Raw genomic sequence first — 20497 nt, forward strand, 5'->3', positions numbered from 1 at the left:
GGTTATTATAAAAGCTTATGATGACAATTGCAAGATAGATTCCATTCTTTTAAAATTAAGTACGTTCTTCTACCTGTTTAACCTGCTCATGAAAATAACTGATTCGAAATAACTGGATTCTCTCTTCAAAAATCTGTTTCAGCGTTGCAATAATTCGATTATCTTCATCGTCCGCATAGATATGAATTCGTTTTGGGGCCAGAGAAACCAGTGGTGCGATGGTGCCCGAATCAATAAACATCGGATTCTCCGCCATCAATTTTCGGTCGATTGCTTTTAGTATATCTTGTTTTGAAATCCGTTGAAAATAACGATTATAAAATTGAAACTCCTCGTGATACACTAAATGAATTTCCTCAACCTGCGGACTCCTTTCTTCAACCACACCCCTTAATACAGAGATAAATTCCTGATAATCCTGCTCGAGTTTGTATTCGTCAATTGCAAATCCAACCAATGAAATAAGCGATGCCTGTATATCCCTAAAACGAAAATTCCATAGGGATTGAAACGAAAAATCGATTTTCTGTTCAACTACTTGCTGCAACAATAGCTTTACTCGGTTTTTTAATTGATCCGGCAGATAATGATCTCCGCAATAGGCAGCCTCACCATCCCATATGAGCAGTGCCATTTCTGCAATTTGGCCAATTTCATCTTCATCCTTATAATAATATCGTTCCCGAATCACATCCCGAATTTTATATTCCAGATGATAGGTAGAGAAAAATGTATATAAAGCCTCAATGAGTGCGTGACAAAAAATTTCCTCCTGATCCGGTTCCCAAAGAAAGGAGACAGATTTTTGGCCATCTTCATGGACAGAATAAATTGCCTGTCGGATAAAAAAATCGTTGTTCTTACATCGAACAAGCCAATTAGCCTGCTCTTCCTGTGAATCAAAATACATCGTAAGCAACCCTATCCCTCCAGACTATCGGAACTCCTAATTTTATATATATGGGGCATGGCATCCCTTTAGAATGGATGGGTGGATATAATTACATAGAAATAAACCTAATACGAAAGAAAAACGCTACCTTTATATTAACCTAAAGCAAATCACTTGGTTCGAACTATAGGACAGGCAATCTTTTTTTTAAACCTGTAGTGTATAACCATTGTTTATGCCAACCTGCACCTTAGCTACATAAAAAACTGCTACTCACTAACAATCCTAACTAACAGGTGATATAACTTTTACACTATGGACGTTCGTTCCTCTTTTTAATCTCATCACTTATTTCCATTAAGGTAAGCAAAATTAAAAAAAGCATCATAAAATTAACTAGTTCCCCTGTAAAAAATGCCAATATAGCAATCAACACAATCCAGAACCAAAAATATTTTCTGTTCATAAATCCATCCCCATTTTTGTTTATATAACTTAATAAATTCGACACTAAAGAAGTGACTTCCTTCTTCCGCTGACCTGTCCCGTTAACGAAGAGGCTATTCAACCAACATTACTGTAATATGGTATTAAATTCTTCTTTATACAATAAACCCTCTTTAAAAAACAAAAAAAATGACCCCGATAAACATCGAGGTCATTCACATTCTTAGGATACAGCTTTATTTGTCATTCATATACTTTTAATCTCTGCGGTTTTTACCGTCCAGTTCAATCGGCTCCGTTAAGTTACGGATTCTCTCCATAATTCGTTTCCCTTTAACCCGTTCTTCTTCCCCGCGCTGTGAATACGTGAAATGGTGTTCTAATTCTTTTATATTGAAATTAGAAGTAAAGAAGGTTGGAAGGTTTTCATGCATCCGATATTGAAGAATAGGACCCAAAACATCATCACGAGACCAAGCACTCATTGTTTCAGCTCCAATATCGTCAATCATTAAAACAGGAACATCCTTTAGGGCATCCACCTTGCGATTATAAGAGTTTTCCGCGAAGGAACCTTTTAATTCTCTTAAATATTCGGGCCAGTACACGATATGAGACGACACGCCTGCTTCAGAGAGTGCATTTGCAATGGCACCAAGCAAATAGGTTTTACCCACCCCAAATTCACCATATAAGTAAAGGCCTTTATGCCGAACACCATTTTTATAGGCGTCAACAAAAATCTTTGCTTTCTCAACCGCTTCTACACGTGCTTCTGTCGTATACTCATCCCAGATTAAATTTGAAAAAGATGCTTCTACAATTTCTTTTGGAACATGGCTGGCATGAATCAGCTTACGTAACCGATTCCTCTCATCCTGCATTATTTTTTTATGACAGGGTTCATAGGTAACATCAATTCGTTTTCCCTGAATAAATAGGCGCGGGTTATGTCCCTGGATAAGATTTTTGCATTCAGATACAGAGGGACAGTGTTCACATGTCTTTGCTTGCATAGTAAACTCATAGAGCTTATTCATACTCTTTTCAATCATGTCACTTGTCAGCTCGCTGCTATGTTCATTTATAAATAACCGGACATCGGGATCTTTTAAAACAATATTTCTCATTTCATCCCATCTCTTTTGAAAACCTTCACGATTTCCGAGTTGATTCAAAGCATCCTGTATATTCTTCATCTCTGTACACCTCCTGCTTTATTTTGTATTTTCATTTTGTAATTTTTCCTTTAATTTTCTGACCCGTTCAGCAATTTCACTGGACTGAGCAACCGGTTCTTTCTTCTTCGTCTCGTCCATCCATTCAGGAATGATTTCCTTCCTGGAATTATTCGTTGTACGGCGTGTTGATTTATTCGCCTTCGTTTTCTTATCCTGAGCCCAGGTTTGATATTTCTTATGTTCACTCAAAGCAGTTTCATACGCTTCACGCACAGTCGTTATATTTTTCCTGGCCCAGTGCGAAGCAATTGTCTCCACATAGTTTGACTGCAATTTCATATCTGATTTTAACATGACATAGTGCAGAAGGACATTGACCACACCCGGTGGAAGCTTTTGATTAACCATAACTTTTTCTACTAATGCCAGATCATTGTCTGAAGGCATTGCCCCTTGTGACAGGCTGACTAAAAACTCTAATGGAGATGTTGTTTCAAAGGTATACAACAAATGTTCCTCCGGTGTTTTTGGCTCTACAATGGTACGCTCATACTCAGGCTGTTTCCGTTCAATCAATGTCGGCATTTCTTCACCATGATTAATATGGAAAAATTCCCTTGCACAGTTTCTAAGCTCTTCTATGTCTATTTCACTATGTTCATTTTGACATCTCAAAATCAATTTGCTCATATCAACTACGCTAATTTTATATAGGTATGACAGCATCGCAATAGCTTCAATTACATTTGGGGTAAATGCTTTTCTCGATATAAAACTGTTTTTAAGGGTGGCAAATAATAATTCGAAATCGAATTGTTCAATTAAATTATGGTTATACCCCCGTGGTTCTTTTGAAAAGAATTGAGTTTCTTCATCTGTCTCCGGATTGATCATTTCTTTTGGATTGCGAAATTCTGATGCAAATACGTCATTGAATGATTGAGTAATTTCCTCATAATCAGTTGGAATGCGTTTATCAGCAAACATGGAGAGCAGTCGTTCATAATGTCTGGATTCGAGTTTTTGCTTTAAGTAAATAGGCAGAAGATCATCATGAAAAAACTTTTCCGGACTTAAAGGACAAAGGATTTCATATATAAAAACATTCCCTTCAGGAGTTACTTTTTTATATGTCTTTAATAATCCTATTCCTTCAAGCCTTTTACGAAATTGAAAAATCTCATCCAAAGGCAAGCCCAGTACATCCATTAACCAACGATGTGTCGTTTGTTTGGAGTACATGTTACCTGTATTGACTTCATTTAATAAGGTCAAATACAAAGAAACAGCCAATCCTCCCACTAACGGCTGATATAAATACTGAATGGATTTGTGATCCATTTCCGATAACTTTTCCTTATATAATACGACATATCTGTCGTTAGGATTTACATACATCCATGAAAATTGCATTGTCTACAAACCTTTCGTAACCTCGGGGTTTTATAGTTGAAAAAAGAGCTAAAGAAACTGTCTTCAGCTCTACTTAATCCTCTTTTTTAATTAGTTCTTTCAACTCATCAATGAATACATTTATATCTTTGAATTGACGATATACAGAAGCAAAACGTACATAGGCAACTTCATCCAACTCAGCCAGCCTATCCATAACCATTTCACCTATTAAGTCACTTTTTATTTCGGAATGCCCTTGATTTCTTATTTCTTTTTCAACATCTGTCGTGATCTCTTCCAATTCTTTCAGGGCAACATGTCGTTTTTCACAAGCCCGAATCAGGCCTCTCAGTATTTTTTCTTTGCTATATTCTTCCCGTGCTCCATCTTTTTTTACAACAATCAATGGTATTTCTTCTACTTTTTCAAATGTTGTAAAGCGAAAGCCACAGGATTCACATTCTCTTCTTCTTCGTATCGAACGTCCTTCATCCGCAGGGCGGGAATCCAGCACTCTTGTCCCATTATGTTGGCAAGTTGGACATATCATATAGATTTGCACCGTCCTTTTCTATAGTTCTATCTTATTAAAACATATCGATTAGGACAAGTCTGTTTGTATAAAATGCGATTTTTTATCCTGGAAATGGCTAACCACCCATAAAAAAAAGAGATGCAGTAAACATCTCTTTTATACTCATTTATTATAAAGCTTTAGCTAGAACAGGACTGACAGCAACAGGACCCATGCCGCGAGGAATTTCAATATGTTCCCGTGTCTGCGCTTTTAAGGACTCCGCAATATAATCGACAGCTGTCTTTGGATCTAAATCCCCACATGTATATACATCGATACTTGCATAACCATGTTCCGGAAAACTATGTATGGTTAAATGTGATTCAGATATAATGACTACTCCACTCACACCCTGAGGTGCAAACTTATGAAAGGTCACTTCTCTAACTTCAGCTCCAGATCTTAGAGCCGCATCTACAAATATTTGTTCAATTTGATTAACATCATTCAATTTAGATAAATCGCAGCCCCATAATTCAGAAATGACATGACGACCTATTGTTTCCATGTTCTAATTCCCCCTTTAGCATTTTTTAAACGAATTTTAATTACTTTCGTTTCTGGCCATTACTACCACGGGGGAAAGTTAGTCCTGAGAGGTCCTAACCCTTTAAGTAGTACTGCCAGGGTGGTGAAGTTTACGAGATTTAGTATATATGGTTTATATTTCATTTGCAATCATACTCTTCAATATTAGTTAATAATTACCACAAAAATAACCTTACGCTAGATGTCACAGCTATTATTAATTGTATCCATTTGTCCGAATAAAAAACAGCCTGTGGCGCCCTTTATTTTCTAAGGACGCTCAGACCGTAACTGGAAATGTTTTTAGTATTTAACTTACTTTTACCTCGTTCTCCTGTAGAAGACGAGCCACGTGATTCACTAATTCTACAACTCGGCATGAATAACCCCATTCATTATCATACCAGGCTAGCACCTTCACTTTATTTGCACCAATAACCATGGTGGAAAGAGCATCTACTATTGCAGAATGCGGATTGGTATTAAAATCTACAGAAACAAGCGGTTCTTTGCAGTACTCAATAATACCAGCCATAGATCCTTCAGCAGCAGTTTTAAATGCTTGATTGATTTCATTTACGGTAACTTCTCTTTTAAGGTCTACTACTAAATCAACTAAAGAGACGTTTGGCGTAGGTATTCTTAATGAAATACCATGCAGTTTCCCTTTCAACTGTGGAAGAACAAGTGCCATGGCTTTGGCTGCACCCGTTGTAGTAGGAATGATACTTTGTGCACATGCCCGGGCTCTGCGTAAATCTTTATGTGGATTATCAATATTGTTTTGATCATTTGTATATGAGTGAATGGTAGTCATCAGTCCATTGTCAATTCCAAATTGTTCGTCCAACACTTTGGCAACAGGAGCAAGGCAATTGGTTGTACAGGATGCATTGGAAATCACAAGATGTTTGTTAATATCTAAATCATCTTCATTCACACCCATCACAATTGTAATGTCCTCATTAGTGCCAGGAGCTGTTAAAACGACACGTTTTGCACCAGCATTTAAATGAAGAGCTGCTTTATCTCGATGGTTAAATTTTCCGGTGGCTTCTATTACAATATCAATCCCAAGGTTTTTCCACGGCAGAAATTCTGGGTTACGATTATTAAGCAAAAGAACTTTCTTCCCATTTATTAATAAATGGTCATCCATAGCACATATTTCACCATTAAACGGACCATGATTTGTATCGTACTTTATTAAATGCGCCAATGTTTCAGGCGGATAGCTGGCATTAATGGCTACTATGTCAAGATGCTCATCCAATATTGCCTTTCGGAAAACCATTCTGCCGATCCGACCAAACCCATTGATAGCAACTCTTGCATTCATTTAATTTCCTCCTATATATAAGTTATACTTTTTATGAAAATTATGTAAATAGTATAACACATTGAAGAAAATACCGCATAGCAAAACACCCATTATTATCCAAATTAATAAGTCCATTTTATGAAAATAATATAAAAAGGCTACCTAAAAGAAATTTCTGAAGTGCACCCCAAAAGTTAGAGTCAAAAAATCTAACTCTTTGGGGGTCACCTCATTCCCTTCAGATAGCCTTATTATTTATACACGTAATTGTTCTATCAGCACATTGAGTTGCTCTTCAGTTTCGAAAAATGGCCCGTTATTATCTATAATATAATCGGCCAATTCTTTCTTATCATTAATGGGCATCTGTGCCTTTATTCTTGCGAGTGCATCACCCTCAGTAAAATGATCCCGCTCCATTAATCTTTTCAATTGAACTTCCGGCTTTACATACACAAGAATGACGCCCTCTACCATATATGTCAAATTACTTTCATATAACAATGGTATGTCCATGAAAACCAAATCTGCCCCCTGCTGAAGTGCTTTTTCGGTTTCTTCAATCATCCATTTTCTTACTGCAGGATGAACGATATGATTTAATATTTGACGTTTTTCGGAATCTGAAAAAACAATGGAACCTAATCTTTTCCTGTCTAATGTACCATCGGATAGGCAAATGTCCTGCCCGAATGCGTTTATGATTTCCTCTAATGCCGGCATACCCGGCTCAACGACTTTTCTTGCTGCAATATCTGCATCAATAACAGGATAGCCTTTAGAAATAAGCCATCTGCTAACACTGCTCTTCCCGCTGGCAATTCCTCCTGTAACTCCGATTATTTTCCCCATATCATTCCATTCCCTGTTAAATTATTTTGGTTAAACCCAGAAAAATAAGTACGAATCCCGGAATAAAAGAAAAGACTTTCGCCATAAATGAATCCTGTAGATACTTCCCTGCCTTAATGCCCAATGTCATTAATAAAGCACTCATACCAAAACAGAGGATTGCTTGGATAAACAAAGGGTAATGCAGAATGCCAGCGCCTATTCCAGCTCCAAATCCATCCAGTGATAGTGCTAAACCAAGAAAGAAAGCTTCTAATCCGGTAATAGTTCCTGAATGATCAAAATCAGCACTTAACGGCTTTTTAAGTATATGAATAACCAGCCCGATAGACTTTATCTCCAGTTGAAACAAGGTTCTTTCATCCACATATGGACAATTGCTTTCATTCCTTTTAAAGTAACTTGAAAGCGTCCAAATACCCAGTACAAGTAAGATTATGCCTCCAAGCTTTCCAGTCCAGGAATGCGCCATAAAATGCTCACTTAATGAACCCATTAACATGCCAAATGCCAAGCTTAATGCCGAGCATCCGGCAATGATGATGATCGAGCGAAACGGTATACTTACTTTTCGCATTCCATAGGTCATTCCAACCCCGCAACTATCGAGACTAACCGCCAAGGCCAATAACAAAATTGAAGCTATGTGCTCCATGCATAGGGGCTCCCTTCCATAATCAATACCCTACTATATGAAAGGAGCCCATATTATGTTCATATCCGTCTAGGATAATGGCTGACATTTTGGGCAGTAGACTGTCCCCCTGCCTCCAACAATAATTCTTTCCATGGTTGTTCCACAAATTTTACATGGCAGCCCTTTTCTTGAATAAGCAAACAACTCCAGTTGAAACATACCCATCTGACCCTGGGAATTCACATAGGAACGTACTGTGCTTCCTCCTTTTTCGATAGCGGTCGCAAGAGTTTCTTTTATTGAAGTATATAGTTTACTTATCTCCTCTTCTGTTAAAGTTGACGCTGCCCGCTCAGGATGGATACCTGAATGAAACAGCGCTTCATCCACATAAATATTACCAAGGCCCGCAACCACTCTCTGATCCAATAAAACCGCTTTGATAAAACGATTGGTCTTACTAAGTGCTCGACTTAAATACTCAGGTGTAAATTCATCCGAAAAAGGTTCTGGACCCACTTTTGAAAGAGGGAGTACATCTAATTCTGTCCCTTTCGAATGCAAATGCATCGTACCAAACTTACGGACATCTCTGTATCTTAATTCAGTATGATCCGTAAATTTGAAGATCACGTGTGTATGCTTATCGGCTGGTTCCGTCTCCTCATAGAGTCCATATTTGCCTTCCATCCGTAAATGGGAAACAAGGCTGTGATCATCTAAATGAAAGATCAGGAATTTGCCGCGCCTCCCAATCGCATGAATGGTCTGTCCCTTTAGCAGCATCCGAAACAGTTCAGTGTCATCCGGTTCTTTTATAATTTTCCCCCATCGTATATCTACATCATCGATTGTTTTTCCAAGAACCAATACTTCGAGGGTTCTCCTGATTGTTTCGACCTCTGGTAATTCAGGCATCCCTTTTCACCCCTTTACTCTATTTAGCATCATACCAGGTGTTCCCAAATGAATAATCCACTTTTAATGGAACTGATAATTCTATCGCATTTTCCATTTCTTCCGGAACAATTTTCTTTAAGATATCCAATTCCTCTGGCGGTGCTTCAAAGATCAGTTCATCGTGCACCTGAAGAAGCATTCGCGTTTGTAAATTCTCTTTCTTTAATCTGGCATTCATCCGAATCATCGCCAATTTAATAATGTCAGCTGCACTGCCCTGAATAGGTGTATTCATGGCAGTTCTTTCTGCAAAACCGCGGACGTTAAAATTGCGATTATTAATTTCAGGTATATATCGGCGTCGTTGCAATAAGGTACTCACATACCCTTTTTCCTTTGCTTCTTCCACAATATCTTTCATATATTGCTGCACACCAGGGAAACTCTCTAAATAACGTTCAATAAATACCCCAGCCTCTTTTCTCGTGATACCGAGACTTTGTGAGAGCCCATAATCACTAATTCCATATACAATTCCAAAGTTTACGGCTTTAGCCTGTCTTCTCATATTCGATGTTACTTGGGTCGCATCCACATGGAATACATCCATAGCGGTCCTTGTATGAATGTCCATATCAGTATTAAATGCTTCAATTAGGTTTTCATCACCCGCGATATGGGCCAGAACACGGAGTTCAATTTGGGAATAATCAGCTGCAAAAATGACCCATCCTTCTTCAGAAGGCACAAAGGCTTGTCTGATTTTTTTACCTTCCTCCAGTCTGATTGGGATATTTTGCAGATTCGGATCTGTCGAACTTAATCGTCCTGTTTGAGTCAAGGCCTGATTGAACCTTGTATGAACCTTCTGATCATCACGAATGACTTTTAACAATCCCTCTATATATGTGGATTGCAGCTTACCCAATTGTCTGTAATGGAGAATTTCCCTGACAATACTATGCTTGCTTTCCAATTTTTCAAGAACATCCGCAGAAGTCGAATAGCCAGTCTTTGTCTTTTTGATAATAGGCAAATTTAATTTTTCAAATAGGATGACTCCAAGCTGTTTCGGTGAATTAATATTAAATGCTTCACCTGCCATATCATAAATTTTAGCTTCAATATCCTTTAATCTGCCGGCAAGCTCCGCTCCCATTTCTTTCAGACGATTCACATCCACCTTCACACCCGTGATTTCCATTTCAGCGAGGATAAGTGCCAGCGGCAGTTCTAAATCCTGAAGCAAGCCAATTTGGTTAAATTCTTCAAGCTTCCTCTCCAGGCTTTCTTTTATGATAGTTAACGACAAAGCTTTACGAGCAATATGTTCTCCTACTTCAGCGATCGGCGGTATCGAACGTTTCGCCCCTTTTCCATAAAAGCTTTCATCTGTTTGGATATGCCCGGCGTTATGCTTTTTAGCAATGTCAGATATATCTACATCCGGTTCTGCGGGATTCAGAACATAGGAAGCCAAATAAACATCAAATTCTATTCCTTTTAAAGCAATGCCATCATGACTTAAAGCAACAATGTTTTGTTTGGCATCATACACAGTTTTTTTATACTCAGGGTTTTCTGCCCATTCTTTAAAAAGAGGAGATTTCACAGCCTTGTCCTTTTCGATAAAGAAAGTCCCATTCTCATTTGATATAGCCAGGCCAATTACCTCAGCTGTATGATAATTCGGGTCAAGCAGCTCCAAATAGAGTGAGGAATGAGCTGTCAGCATATCTTCAGTCACATCTTCTGCTTCCTGATAATCAATTTCTTCAAGCTGGGGCATCTCTTCATGAGCAGTTGGCTCCATTTTTTCGATCAAGGTAGCAAATCCCAATTCTTTATAGATCGATAGGAGCTTTTCCTGATCTGCACCCGAATAGTCTATATTATCAAGTTCCACTTCAATTGGGGCATTTGTTTCAATCGTTGCCAGTTGCTTACTTAAAATAGCCTGATCTTTAAATTCTTCCACTTTTTCTTTTAATTTTTTCCCGCTGATTTCCTCTGGAGAAGCCACAACACGCTCAAGCGTTACAAATTGATTTAATAATTTTAGAGCGGTTTTTTCCCCCACACCCGGGATTCCAGGGATATTATCTGAAGCATCTCCCATCAACCCTTTTAAATCAATAATTTGATTGGGCGTTAAATTATATTTTTCACGAATATGCGCCGGTGTATAATCCTCCATATCCGTGATACCTTTACGGGTAATACGTACAGTCGTTTTATCGGTAGCAAGTTGGGTTAAGTCTTTATCACCGGAAATAATTTGAACTTCATAATCCCCTTTTTCTGCCTCTAGTGCCAGTGTTCCGATAATATCATCGGCTTCATAATTGGCCAGTTCATACCAGGAAATTCCATAGGCATCCAATAATTCACGAATAAACGAAAATTGCTCTGATAATTCAGGTGGTGTCTTTTGACGCCCGCCCTTGTATTCTTTATATGTACTATGTCTAAAGGTTGTTTTCCCAGCATCAAATGCAACTAATATATGTGTAGGATTTTCTTCCGACATAATTTTATTGAGCATCATCGCAAAACCATATATAGCATTTGTGTGGATGCCCTTTTCATTATTTAACAATGGCAATGCAAAAAATGCCCTATAGGCTATACTGTTTCCATCTATTAAGATTAATTTTTTCTTCATGGCTACCTCCAGTATCCATCTATATTTTCAAATAGCTATCAATCAAATAGCTTGTTTAACTAAAATCACCGTGCTGTCAATGGTATGTGAGCACCTAATTTAATCATCATAGCAGGTGCAACCAATGAATACTTATAACAAGGCTTTTATTCTTTCATACGGATATAAAAAACCGTCAGTTCCCCTTATCCACTCTATTTTATCATGACTAGAGTTTGAAAGAAAAATGACGGTTCTTTTTCTATTGAGTTGTCAATTCCTTCATGATTGCCAAGTGATTCGTGCAAATGGATAGTTCTCAACGTTTCGACTGGAATTTAGGAAGGATAATCGTAAAAGTGGTACCAACATTCTTCTGACTTTGAATCGTGATTTCTCCGTTATGTGCCTCCACGATATGCTTCGCAATGGCCAGTCCCAACCCGGTTCCTCCTGATTCCCGACTTCGGTCTTTATCCACCCGATAAAACCTTTCAAATATCCGCGGGAATTCCTTTTCTTCAATTCCAATACCGGTATCCTCTATGGCTATAAATATCTTATCTGATTCTTCTTTAGCAGAAATTCGTACTTTACCGTATGAAGGGGTATAGGAAATCGCATTATTGACAAGATTTATGCTGACTTGTTTAAGTCGAAATGCATCTGCTTCACAAATAATCGGCTTGTTAAAATTCTGCATTTCAAATTCAATATGCTTCTTAGATGCTTTTTTCTCAAGCATAGTGTATGTATCTGTTAAAACAGGAATAATATCAATTTCCTGTAAATCAAGTTGGAAGCCTTGCTGTTCGACTTTTGAAAGCTCCAGTAATTCCTTAATTAATGATTGCAGCCTGTCGCTTTCTTTTAAAATAATAGATAAGAAGTGCTCTAATGCCTGAGGATCATGCATGGCTCCATCAAGTAGTGTTTCTGAAAACCCTTTAATTGATGTAACCGGGGTATTTAATTCATGTGACACATTCGCAACGAATTGTTTTCTTACAGATTCCAATTTTTTTAGCTCTGTAATATCATGGAAAACAAGCAAAATCCCCTTCCATTCACCTTTAGGTCCCATGATTGGTGCACCGTATACTTCAAAATTCTTCCGCTCAATTCCAATGGTCAGGACAATTTGTTTCTTTAACTTTTGCTCCGCCATAAAGATTTCTTCGATGATTGCATTTATTTCTTCATGTTTGATTACTTTATAATAGAGTTCTAATAAGTATTCTTCCTCATCTACCCTGAAAAGGTCCATATAAGCATGGTTAATCATGCTGACAAACCCTTTATCATCAATTAAAAGCAGAGCACTTCCCATGTTTTCAATCAGTGTGCTCAATCTGTCTTTTTGAATTTCATGAGCGATTTTCATTTCCTGCATATTTCGCGCTACTGTATTAATTAATTGGTTAAATACCCCAGTTTCATAATTTCTGCCAACGTACGAACGAGCTCGATAGTTACCTCTCGTTAATTCATAAGCTGCTTTCATCGCACTTTCAATCGGGATTGCAAACTTCTTGATCAGCTGATAGACAAATAAGCCGATCATCAAACAGGCAAAGCCCAAACAGCCAATTAGTATAAACCATACTTTTGTATAAAGAATCGAATCTTCATTCGCAGCCAATAGGAAATAGCTTGTATCCCCATTATCCATTTGAAATGTGTCTACATAGTAATAGGATGGCCCTGTTTTAATTTCCGTTTTTGTCCCTATTTGATTATCTGTTCTTACATCCTCCATAATTGCAGACAGAGAATCAGATTCTTCCCATTCCTTCCATCCTGCAGGCTTCTCTGTTTTATAGAGAATTTCTCCATCCTCCTTCATAACCAGGAAGGAAGATTCCAAATGTTTATTCAACTGTTTGAATTTCATATCTAACTGATTGCTATCTTCTGTTTCATTCAAGTAAAGGCTTAACAGGTGCCCCTCTTCCTTAAGATGGCTGAGCACAGATTTATCATAATAATAAAGGAACAACTTTCCGATTAATAGACCAAAGCAAAGAAGTAAGATTACTGTAGTAGCGGCTATTTCTGCGGTTAGTTTAAGCTTAAATTTTTTCATTCCCTCGGTTCCTCAAGTTTATATCCCAATCCGCGTACAGTTTTGATATATACAGGTTTTTTCGTCTCTTGTTCAATTTTTTCGCGCAAATGGCTAATATGCACATCCACAATACGCGTATCACCGGCAAATTCATAATTCCATATCACATTGAGAAGCTGATCTCTGGTCAGCACTCTTGATTTATTTCTGGCAAGATACTCTAGCAGCTCAAATTCCTTCGGCGTTACCTCCAGTAGCTCGTCCCTCAAATAAGCTTCATACCTATCAGGATAAATCTTTAATTCACCAATTATTATGATATCTGCCTCTTGCTTTTCGACAGAATTTTCCGTTGAGGAGGATCCCATTCCCGCTCTTCTGAGAAGAGCTTTTACACGCGCTACAACTTCTCGCGGGCTAAATGGTTTCGTCATATAATCGTCTGCTCCCAATTCAAGGCCAAGCACTTTATCAAATTCTTCATCTTTAGCTGTTAACATAAGAATTGGCGTCATTAATTTATTTTGTCTCAAAATTTTGCATACTTCTATACCATCCAACTTGGGCAGCATCAAATCCAGGATTATTATATCTGGCGACTCGGCCATAGCCATTCTTTTACCTGTCTCTCCATCCATTGCATTGAGTACATGATAGCCGGCTTGTTCCAGATTATAAGTTAGTAAGGTAATAATCGATTGTTCATCTTCCACTACGAGGACTTTTTTACTCATTGGCCCCTCCTGTAACTTTTTTCACTATACTATTCATTATATATGAACAAACGTTTTTTGGTAGTCTGTGTTACATACACTGTCTAATTGGATTATTTTGTTATCCCACTTTATTCAGTCTCCCCCCTAAAATGCAAAAAAATCGGAGAATAAAATCCTCCGATTTTTTAAACAGCATGAACTTAAGCAAGCACAGACATTACAGAACGAACAGCTTCAGCAGATTTATCAAGCGCTGCTTTTTCATCTTCCAATAACTCAAACTCTATAACTTTTTCAATTCCGTTCGCACCCAGAACAGTCGGAACACCTAAGTAAATTCCATTATATCCATATTCACCTTCCAAGTACGCAATCGCCGGGATTACTCTGCGCTGATCCTTTATAATCGCTTCAGCCATCTCAACAAGTGAAGCTGCGGGTGCATAGTATGCACTGCCGTTACCTAAAAGGTTAACAATTTCTCCTCCGCCCTTCCTTGTACGTTCAACGATTTCCTCCAAACGTTCCTTTGGCAGGAGTGTTTCCAGCGGAATTCCACCAGCATATGAATAGCGTATAAGAGGGACCATATCATCGCCGTGTCCGCCCAATACAAAACCAGTTATATCTTTAACCGATAAATGTAATTCCTGAGCAATAAATGTACGGAATCGTGCCGTATCCAATACACCCGATTGACCAATTACACGATTTTTAGGAAATCCAGTTTCCTTAAATACCGTATAGGTCATGGCATCAACTGGATTAGTTAGTACGATGATATAACTATCAGGAGAATATTTTACAATTTCCTTTGCTACGGATCTCATAATCTTTTGGTTCGTCTGAACAAGATCATCCCGGCTCATTCCTGGTTTACGTGCAATTCCAGCAGTAATGATTACCAGATCAGAATCCTTTGTATCTTCATAATTGGATGTTCCAGTTATGGATGCATCAAATCCCTGTACGGGTGCTGCTTCTGCCATATCCAGAGCTTTACCCTTTGTTGGATTCTCCATTTGCGGAATATCAACCAGCACGACATCCCCCAGTTCTTTTTGAGCTAAAAGAAAGGCAGTTGTAGCCCCTGTAAAACCACTTCCAATGACAGATATTTTTTTTCGGTTAAAAGACATTCTTATCTACCTCCAATTTTTAAAAGGAGCAATCCTTTTTATCGGATCACCCCTCCACAAATCTTTAATCCATATTTTTAATTAGTTCATCAGCAAATTGAGAACATTTCACTTCACTCGCGCCATCCATTAAACGGGCAAAGTCATATGTAACCACTTTTGAATCAATTGTTTTTTCCATTGATTGAGTAATTAACTTGGCAGCCTCATTCCAACCAAGATGCTCAAGCATTAATACACCTGATAAAATAACAGAAGATGGATTTACTTTATCAAGACCGGCATATTTAGGTGCTGTTCCATGTGTTGCTTCAAAAATGGCGTGCCCTGTTATATAGTTAATGTTGGCACCAGGTGCAATTCCAATTCCTCCAACCTGCGCTGCAAGAGCATCGGAGATATAATCTCCATTTAAGTTCATAGTTGCCACTACATCAAATTCCCTTGGTCTAGTTAAAATTTGTTGAAGGAAGATATCTGCAATGGAATCTTTCACAATAATTTTACCGGCTGCCTCTGCATCTGCCTGAGCTTTGTTAGCTGCCTCTGTACCTTCCGCATCCTTAATGCGGTCATACTGTGCCCATGTGAACACTTGATCGCTAAATTCCTCTTCAGCAACCTCATAACCCCAGTTTTTGAAGGCTCCCTCTGTATACTTCATTATATTTCCTTTATGAACGAGTGTAAGAGATTTACGCCCTTCTTTAATTACATAGTTAAGTGCAGCTCTGACAAGGCGCTTTGTTCCTTCTTCGGAAATAGGCTTGATACCAAGTCCGGAAGTTTCAGGGAAACGGATTTTAGAAACACCCATTTCTTCGCGCAGGAAGGTTAGTAATTTTTTAACCTCGTCTGATCCCTTTGCATACTCAATTCCCGCATAAATATCTTCTGTATTTTCACGGAATATAACCATGTCTGTGTCCTCTGGTCTTTTAACTGGTGAAGGAACACCGTTAAAATAACGAACCGGACGCAGGCAAGTATATAAATCAAGTTCCTGGCGCAACGCTACGTTTAAGGAACGGATTCCTCCGCCAACCGGTGTTGTAAGCGGTCCTTTAATCGCAATCAGATAATCTTTAATTACGTCAAGCGTCTCTTTAGGCAGCCATTCCCCTGTCTGTTTAAATGCTTTCTCACCAGCTAATACTTCTTTCCAAACAATTTCTTTTTCCCCATTGTATGCTTTGTTTACTGCCGCTTCTAATACTCTGGATGAAGCTGCCCAAATATCCGGACCTGTTCCATCTCCCTCAATAAACGGAATAATTGCCTGATTGGGTACTTGCAGCACTCCATCGACCACTGTGATTTTTTCTCCCTTGCTCATTCAAACCCCTCCAACATCATTATACAAGGTTAGTGAAACGCTTAGTTTCAGCTAACCTCTTCTCTAAATCTATAAATTTAAGTATAACTATCTTAAAGTTAATTAACAAACCATACTATTGATAACTATCAGATAATTTCAGGCACTTGTTTTTAACGTTCTTCAATCGGAATATATTTTTGCATACCCGGTCCCACATATTCAGCGCGCGGACGGATTAATCGGTTATTTTCATATTGCTCCAGTATATGGGCAATCCAGCCTGACATACGGCTCACTGCAAAAATCGGTGTAAATAAATCATGGTCTATCCCAAGACTATGGTATACAGAAGCAGAATAAAAATCTACATTTGGCGGCAGCGGCTTTTGTGAAGTAACCAACTCTTCGATTTTAGCCGATATTTCGTACCATACTGGTTCACCTGTTAGATTAGTCAGCTTTTGGGACATTTCACGAAGATGTTTTGCCCTTGGGTCTCCCTGTCTGTAAACACGATGACCAAAGCCCATTATTTTTTCTTTATTTGATAATTTAGTTTTTATATAGCTCTCAACATTTTCCACAGAACCTATTTCAGTCAGCATTTTCATAACTGCTTCATTAGCTCCCCCATGCAATGGGCCTTTTAAAGCACCGATTGCTGCTGTAACACCTGAATAGATATCCGAAAGGGTCGCCACACATACACGGGCAGTAAATGTAGACGCATTCAATTCATGGTCAGCATGTAAAACCAAAGCTTTGTTAAAGGCTTCGATTTCAATCTGCTCTGGCTCTTTACCATTTAACATATAGAGAAAATTCTGTGCATATCCAAAATCTTTACGCGGTGCAATAGGTTCTTTTCCTTTACGAATCCGTGAAAAAGCTGTCACAATGGATGGGACTTTGGCTTGCAGACGCAGTGCTTTTCTAAAATTCGCTTCTTCATCCATAATATCAGCTTCTTCATCATATAACCCCAATAAAGATACAGCTGTTCTTAGTGCACCCATTGGATGTACCTTATCAATCGGATACATTTTGAAGTGCTCAATCATTTCATCAGGCAATCCTGCATTTACAGCAAGTTGATTTTTCAAATCCTCTAATTCTAGCTTGTTGGGTAATCTTCGATGCCATAACAAATAAATAACCTCTTCAAAACTTGCATTATCAGCTAAATCATCGATATCGAATCCGACGTATGTCAATGTATCATCGATAATAGAACTGATTGAAGATGATGTAGCCACTATTCCTTCAAGACCTTTTGTAACAGACATGATCCATCTCTCCTTTGCTAGAAATCTCCCCTGTGTTCCTGATTTTCAGTTGATGAATTGGGTAATCGCTTTCCTGTAATGTATGTACTGCCTATAAGCTTTCATCACATTTATATCTCTTACTTATAAGTAAGCGTTATCATAAGAGCATAAAAATTACCCAGCTTCCCCCTTGATGAACGATTGCTCAGAATAACAATAGATTTCACATGAATTTTTTTACAAAAATGTGAAATCTATGTCTTGTTTTCAATTATAAACAATTAAGTGTAATTTGTGAAACGAAAACACCTTACAAAATTCTAAAATTATCCACTTATAAAACTATCTAAATAAATTAATAAGCTGCATCGCCAGATAGGCAATACCCGCTCCGATTAACGGTCCTACAGCTACCCCATTAAATAGACCTACAGCAAGGACTGTACCAAAAACAAGCGCTACCGTTATATGTGGATCATCTACCAGTAGCTGTACGCCATTCTTTGCTATTAATGCAACCGCAATCCCTGAGAGCATGGCAATCCAGGCGTATGGAGATTTCATGGCATCCGCTAACTGCTTAAATCCTATATGACCAGTAGCAATTGGAACTAGTACAGCAATCGTAATAATCGTAACCCCCCAATTAATCCCCTTTGCCTGAATTTGGCTGAACAACTTACCATCTAAACCAACTATTTTCATGACAATTAAAAAGAAAGCAGCAAATGTAAGTGAACTATTCTTTGCAACTAATCCTATAGCTAGTAAAATCCCCAAAAATATGTATGGACTATACATGGTGTCTCTTCCTTCCTGTTGAAAAAATATAGATATCAAAGTAACGCAAATAAGTCTGATTATTTCAAAAAATAGCTCTTTTGGCAATATATGAACTTTCCTTAGACTAAAGTAAAGACTATAATTAAATTTAGAAAGCGAAATAAAGGAGGACCGAATGAACCTTGAACATCTTTATAAAGTTTTACGCTTTGTGATTGTTATTGTTGGGGTATACCTGTCCTTTTATTTACTGCTTCTTACAGCTAAATATACGTACCCATTTATTATTGGCTTAGCGTTTGCCTATCTGCTTAAGCCCTTTATCTCATTCTTAACAAATAAACTTAAGATACCAAGAAGCTTATCCGTTATACTTTCTATGCTTGTTACCGTTGCACTTATTGCTGGTTTGATTACTTTTCTTGTATCTGAAGTGGTTGTCGGTATCACCTATTTGTCAGAAGTATTACCTGAACATTTAAATACGATGATTGTATTTACTCAAAATTACTTCACAAACCATATACTTCCATTTTACCAAAAAATTATATCCTTCTTTAATACCCTCGATACCGGACAGCAGGATACGATTCTGTCCAATATTGAGCACATAGGGAAGGAAGCAGGCAGCATGATAGGATCAATCCTTCAGTCCAGTTTAGGCTTTATCCCTGTTTTTATTGGCTGGCTCCCAAGCGTGGGAACAGGGACCCTATTTACTTTGCTGGCAACATTTTTCATTGCAAAAAGATGGGATAAATTACTTCAATACAGCGAAAAAAGCCTGCCGAATAAAGCAATGTATAATCTAAAGAATGTGCTTAAAGAGTTGGAAAAAGCATTATTTGGATTTATAAGAGCACAACTCACTTTAATATCCATAACCGCATTGATTGTTCTGGTGGGTTTGTTAATACTGCGGGTGAATTATGCTATAACGATTGCCCTTATTATCGGCTTTGTTGATTTACTACCCTATCTTGGTACAGGATTAGTATTTATTCCATGGATCATTTATGAACTGATTATTGGCAACCTCGGCTTAGCACTTGGACTTGGTATTTTATATACCGTGGTAATCGTCCAAAGACAATTCATGGAACCAAAAATTCTTTCCTCCAGCATTGGCCTTGATCCATTGGCGACACTAGTTTCAATATTTGTCGGATTTAAACTGATCGGGTTCCTAGGTTTTATCGTTGGGCCGATTGTCCTAGTTATCTTGCGCACATTATATAAATTGCATATCCTTCAGGATTTGAAAAACTTTATCATGGGCCCTAAACCTCCCATTATTAGAAAATAAATGGAAGGGCTGCTTCTAACGATTTTTATCGCTAGAAGCAGCCCCCTGATTTATCGAATAATTGTAATCGTCTTACGTGATTTGTTCATGTATTTTGTAAGCAAAGTATAAAGGATTGGCTTAAAACCTTTCCTTGTATAGGGAATAAGCAATAGAAACCCAGCAAAATCACTAATAAAACCAGGCAGCAAAAGCAGGAAACCTCCGACCAGAATACAAATCCCGTTAAAGACTTCTTCACCCGGCATAAACCCTTTACTCATTTGTTCTTGTGCACGTCGAATGGTTTGAAGGCCCTGTTTCTTAGCCAAAAATACCCCGATTATTCCGGTAAAAAAGATAAGGAAAACAGTCCAGCCAATTCCTAAATATGAACCGGAAACCAACAACACGATAATTTCTATAATCGGTATAAGAATGAAAAATATGGTTGTAAGCTTCATTCATAACCTCCTAATTGCCAAATGTTATTACGCCATTTCGTTTTAGTTTAGCATAATTCATAGTCAAGGATTAAAAAAAGAG

General features: G+C 38.0%; 19 protein-coding genes. 1 reads left to right on the top strand and 18 read right to left on the bottom strand.

Translation table 11 applies throughout. The annotated features are described in order from the left end of the window. Positions 1-55 precede the first annotated feature (55 nt). From AC4G3K_RS04465 to AC4G3K_RS04545, 17 genes are all read right to left on the bottom strand, one after another. Positions 56-910 (bottom strand): putative sporulation protein YtxC, encoded by an 855-nt coding sequence (locus AC4G3K_RS04465; RefSeq protein ID WP_491132659.1) that lies wholly within the window; start codon positions 908-910, stop codon positions 56-58. A gap of 295 nt (positions 911-1205) precedes the next feature. Then, positions 1206-1358 (bottom strand): hypothetical protein, encoded by a 153-nt coding sequence (locus tag AC4G3K_RS04470; protein WP_491076076.1) that lies wholly within the window; start codon positions 1356-1358, stop codon positions 1206-1208. A gap of 238 nt (positions 1359-1596) precedes the next feature. Beyond that, complete coding sequence (gene dnaI / locus AC4G3K_RS04475) at positions 1597-2538, bottom strand: primosomal protein DnaI (RefSeq protein ID WP_491076077.1); 942 nt, start codon at positions 2536-2538, stop codon at positions 1597-1599. A gap of 18 nt (positions 2539-2556) precedes the next feature. Continuing rightward, a complete protein-coding gene (locus tag AC4G3K_RS04480) occupies positions 2557-3933 on the bottom strand; it encodes a replication initiation and membrane attachment family protein (RefSeq protein WP_491076078.1) in 1377 nt (458 codons plus the stop codon). Between the two features lie 73 nt (positions 3934-4006). Beyond that, positions 4007-4465 carry a transcriptional regulator NrdR gene (gene nrdR / locus AC4G3K_RS04485; RefSeq protein ID WP_491076079.1) on the bottom strand — a complete coding sequence of 153 codons (459 nt, stop codon included), beginning with the start codon at positions 4463-4465 and terminating at the stop codon, positions 4007-4009. A 154-nt stretch (positions 4466-4619) separates the two neighbouring features. Continuing rightward, positions 4620-5000, bottom strand: coding sequence for an adenosylmethionine decarboxylase (speD, locus tag AC4G3K_RS04490; protein ID WP_491076080.1), 381 nt, complete (start codon positions 4998-5000; stop codon positions 4620-4622). A 330-nt stretch (positions 5001-5330) separates the two neighbouring features. Next, the gene (locus AC4G3K_RS04495) at positions 5331-6359 is read right to left on the bottom strand and encodes a glyceraldehyde-3-phosphate dehydrogenase (RefSeq protein WP_491076081.1); all 1029 of its coding nucleotides are present in this window, start codon (positions 6357-6359) and stop codon (positions 5331-5333) included. Between the two features lie 237 nt (positions 6360-6596). Further along, entirely contained in the window at positions 6597-7193 is a 597-nt protein-coding gene (gene coaE / locus AC4G3K_RS04500) for a dephospho-CoA kinase (RefSeq protein ID WP_491076082.1), read from the bottom strand. A gap of 16 nt (positions 7194-7209) precedes the next feature. Next, positions 7210-7848: a sporulation membrane protein YtaF gene (gene ytaF, locus AC4G3K_RS04505; protein WP_491132582.1), complete on the bottom strand. Its 639-nt coding sequence runs from the start codon at positions 7846-7848 to the stop codon at positions 7210-7212. Between the two features lie 69 nt (positions 7849-7917). Continuing rightward, on the bottom strand, positions 7918-8748 hold the full coding sequence (gene mutM, locus AC4G3K_RS04510; protein ID WP_491076084.1) for a DNA-formamidopyrimidine glycosylase: 831 nt from the start codon (positions 8746-8748) through the stop codon (positions 7918-7920). A 19-nt stretch (positions 8749-8767) separates the two neighbouring features. Then, positions 8768-11395, bottom strand: coding sequence for a DNA polymerase I (polA, locus tag AC4G3K_RS04515; RefSeq protein WP_491132583.1), 2628 nt, complete (start codon positions 11393-11395; stop codon positions 8768-8770). 298 nt (positions 11396-11693) lie between these two features. Beyond that, positions 11694-13460 carry a two-component system histidine kinase PnpS gene (gene pnpS, locus AC4G3K_RS04520; RefSeq protein ID WP_491132584.1) on the bottom strand — a complete coding sequence of 589 codons (1767 nt, stop codon included), beginning with the start codon at positions 13458-13460 and terminating at the stop codon, positions 11694-11696. After that, the gene (locus AC4G3K_RS04525) at positions 13457-14176 is read right to left on the bottom strand and encodes a response regulator transcription factor (RefSeq protein WP_491132585.1); all 720 of its coding nucleotides are present in this window, start codon (positions 14174-14176) and stop codon (positions 13457-13459) included. The genes pnpS and AC4G3K_RS04525 overlap by 4 nt, the downstream gene beginning before the upstream one ends. Positions 14177-14358: 182 nt before the next feature. Then, entirely contained in the window at positions 14359-15297 is a 939-nt protein-coding gene (gene mdh / locus AC4G3K_RS04530; RefSeq protein ID WP_491132586.1) for a malate dehydrogenase, read from the bottom strand. A 64-nt stretch (positions 15298-15361) separates the two neighbouring features. Beyond that, positions 15362-16633, bottom strand: coding sequence for an NADP-dependent isocitrate dehydrogenase (icd, locus tag AC4G3K_RS04535; RefSeq protein ID WP_491076089.1), 1272 nt, complete (start codon positions 16631-16633; stop codon positions 15362-15364). Positions 16634-16785: 152 nt separating this feature from the next. After that, entirely contained in the window at positions 16786-17901 is a 1116-nt protein-coding gene (citZ, locus tag AC4G3K_RS04540) for a citrate synthase (protein ID WP_491076090.1), read from the bottom strand. Positions 17902-18225: 324 nt separating this feature from the next. Then, positions 18226-18684, bottom strand: a complete 459-nt coding sequence (locus AC4G3K_RS04545) for a DUF441 domain-containing protein (RefSeq protein WP_491132587.1) — start codon at positions 18682-18684, stop codon at positions 18226-18228. 157 nt (positions 18685-18841) lie between these two features. On the opposite strand from AC4G3K_RS04545, the gene ytvI reads away from it, so the two are divergent. Further along, complete coding sequence (ytvI, locus tag AC4G3K_RS04550; protein WP_491132588.1) at positions 18842-19972, top strand: sporulation integral membrane protein YtvI; 1131 nt, start codon at positions 18842-18844, stop codon at positions 19970-19972. 50 nt (positions 19973-20022) lie between these two features. On the opposite strand, the gene AC4G3K_RS04555 is transcribed toward ytvI, so the two are convergent. Continuing rightward, on the bottom strand, positions 20023-20415 hold the full coding sequence (locus AC4G3K_RS04555; RefSeq protein WP_491132589.1) for an FxsA family protein: 393 nt from the start codon (positions 20413-20415) through the stop codon (positions 20023-20025). Positions 20416-20497 lie beyond the last annotated feature (82 nt).

This window comes from Bacillus sp. z26 (genome assembly GCF_058313635.1).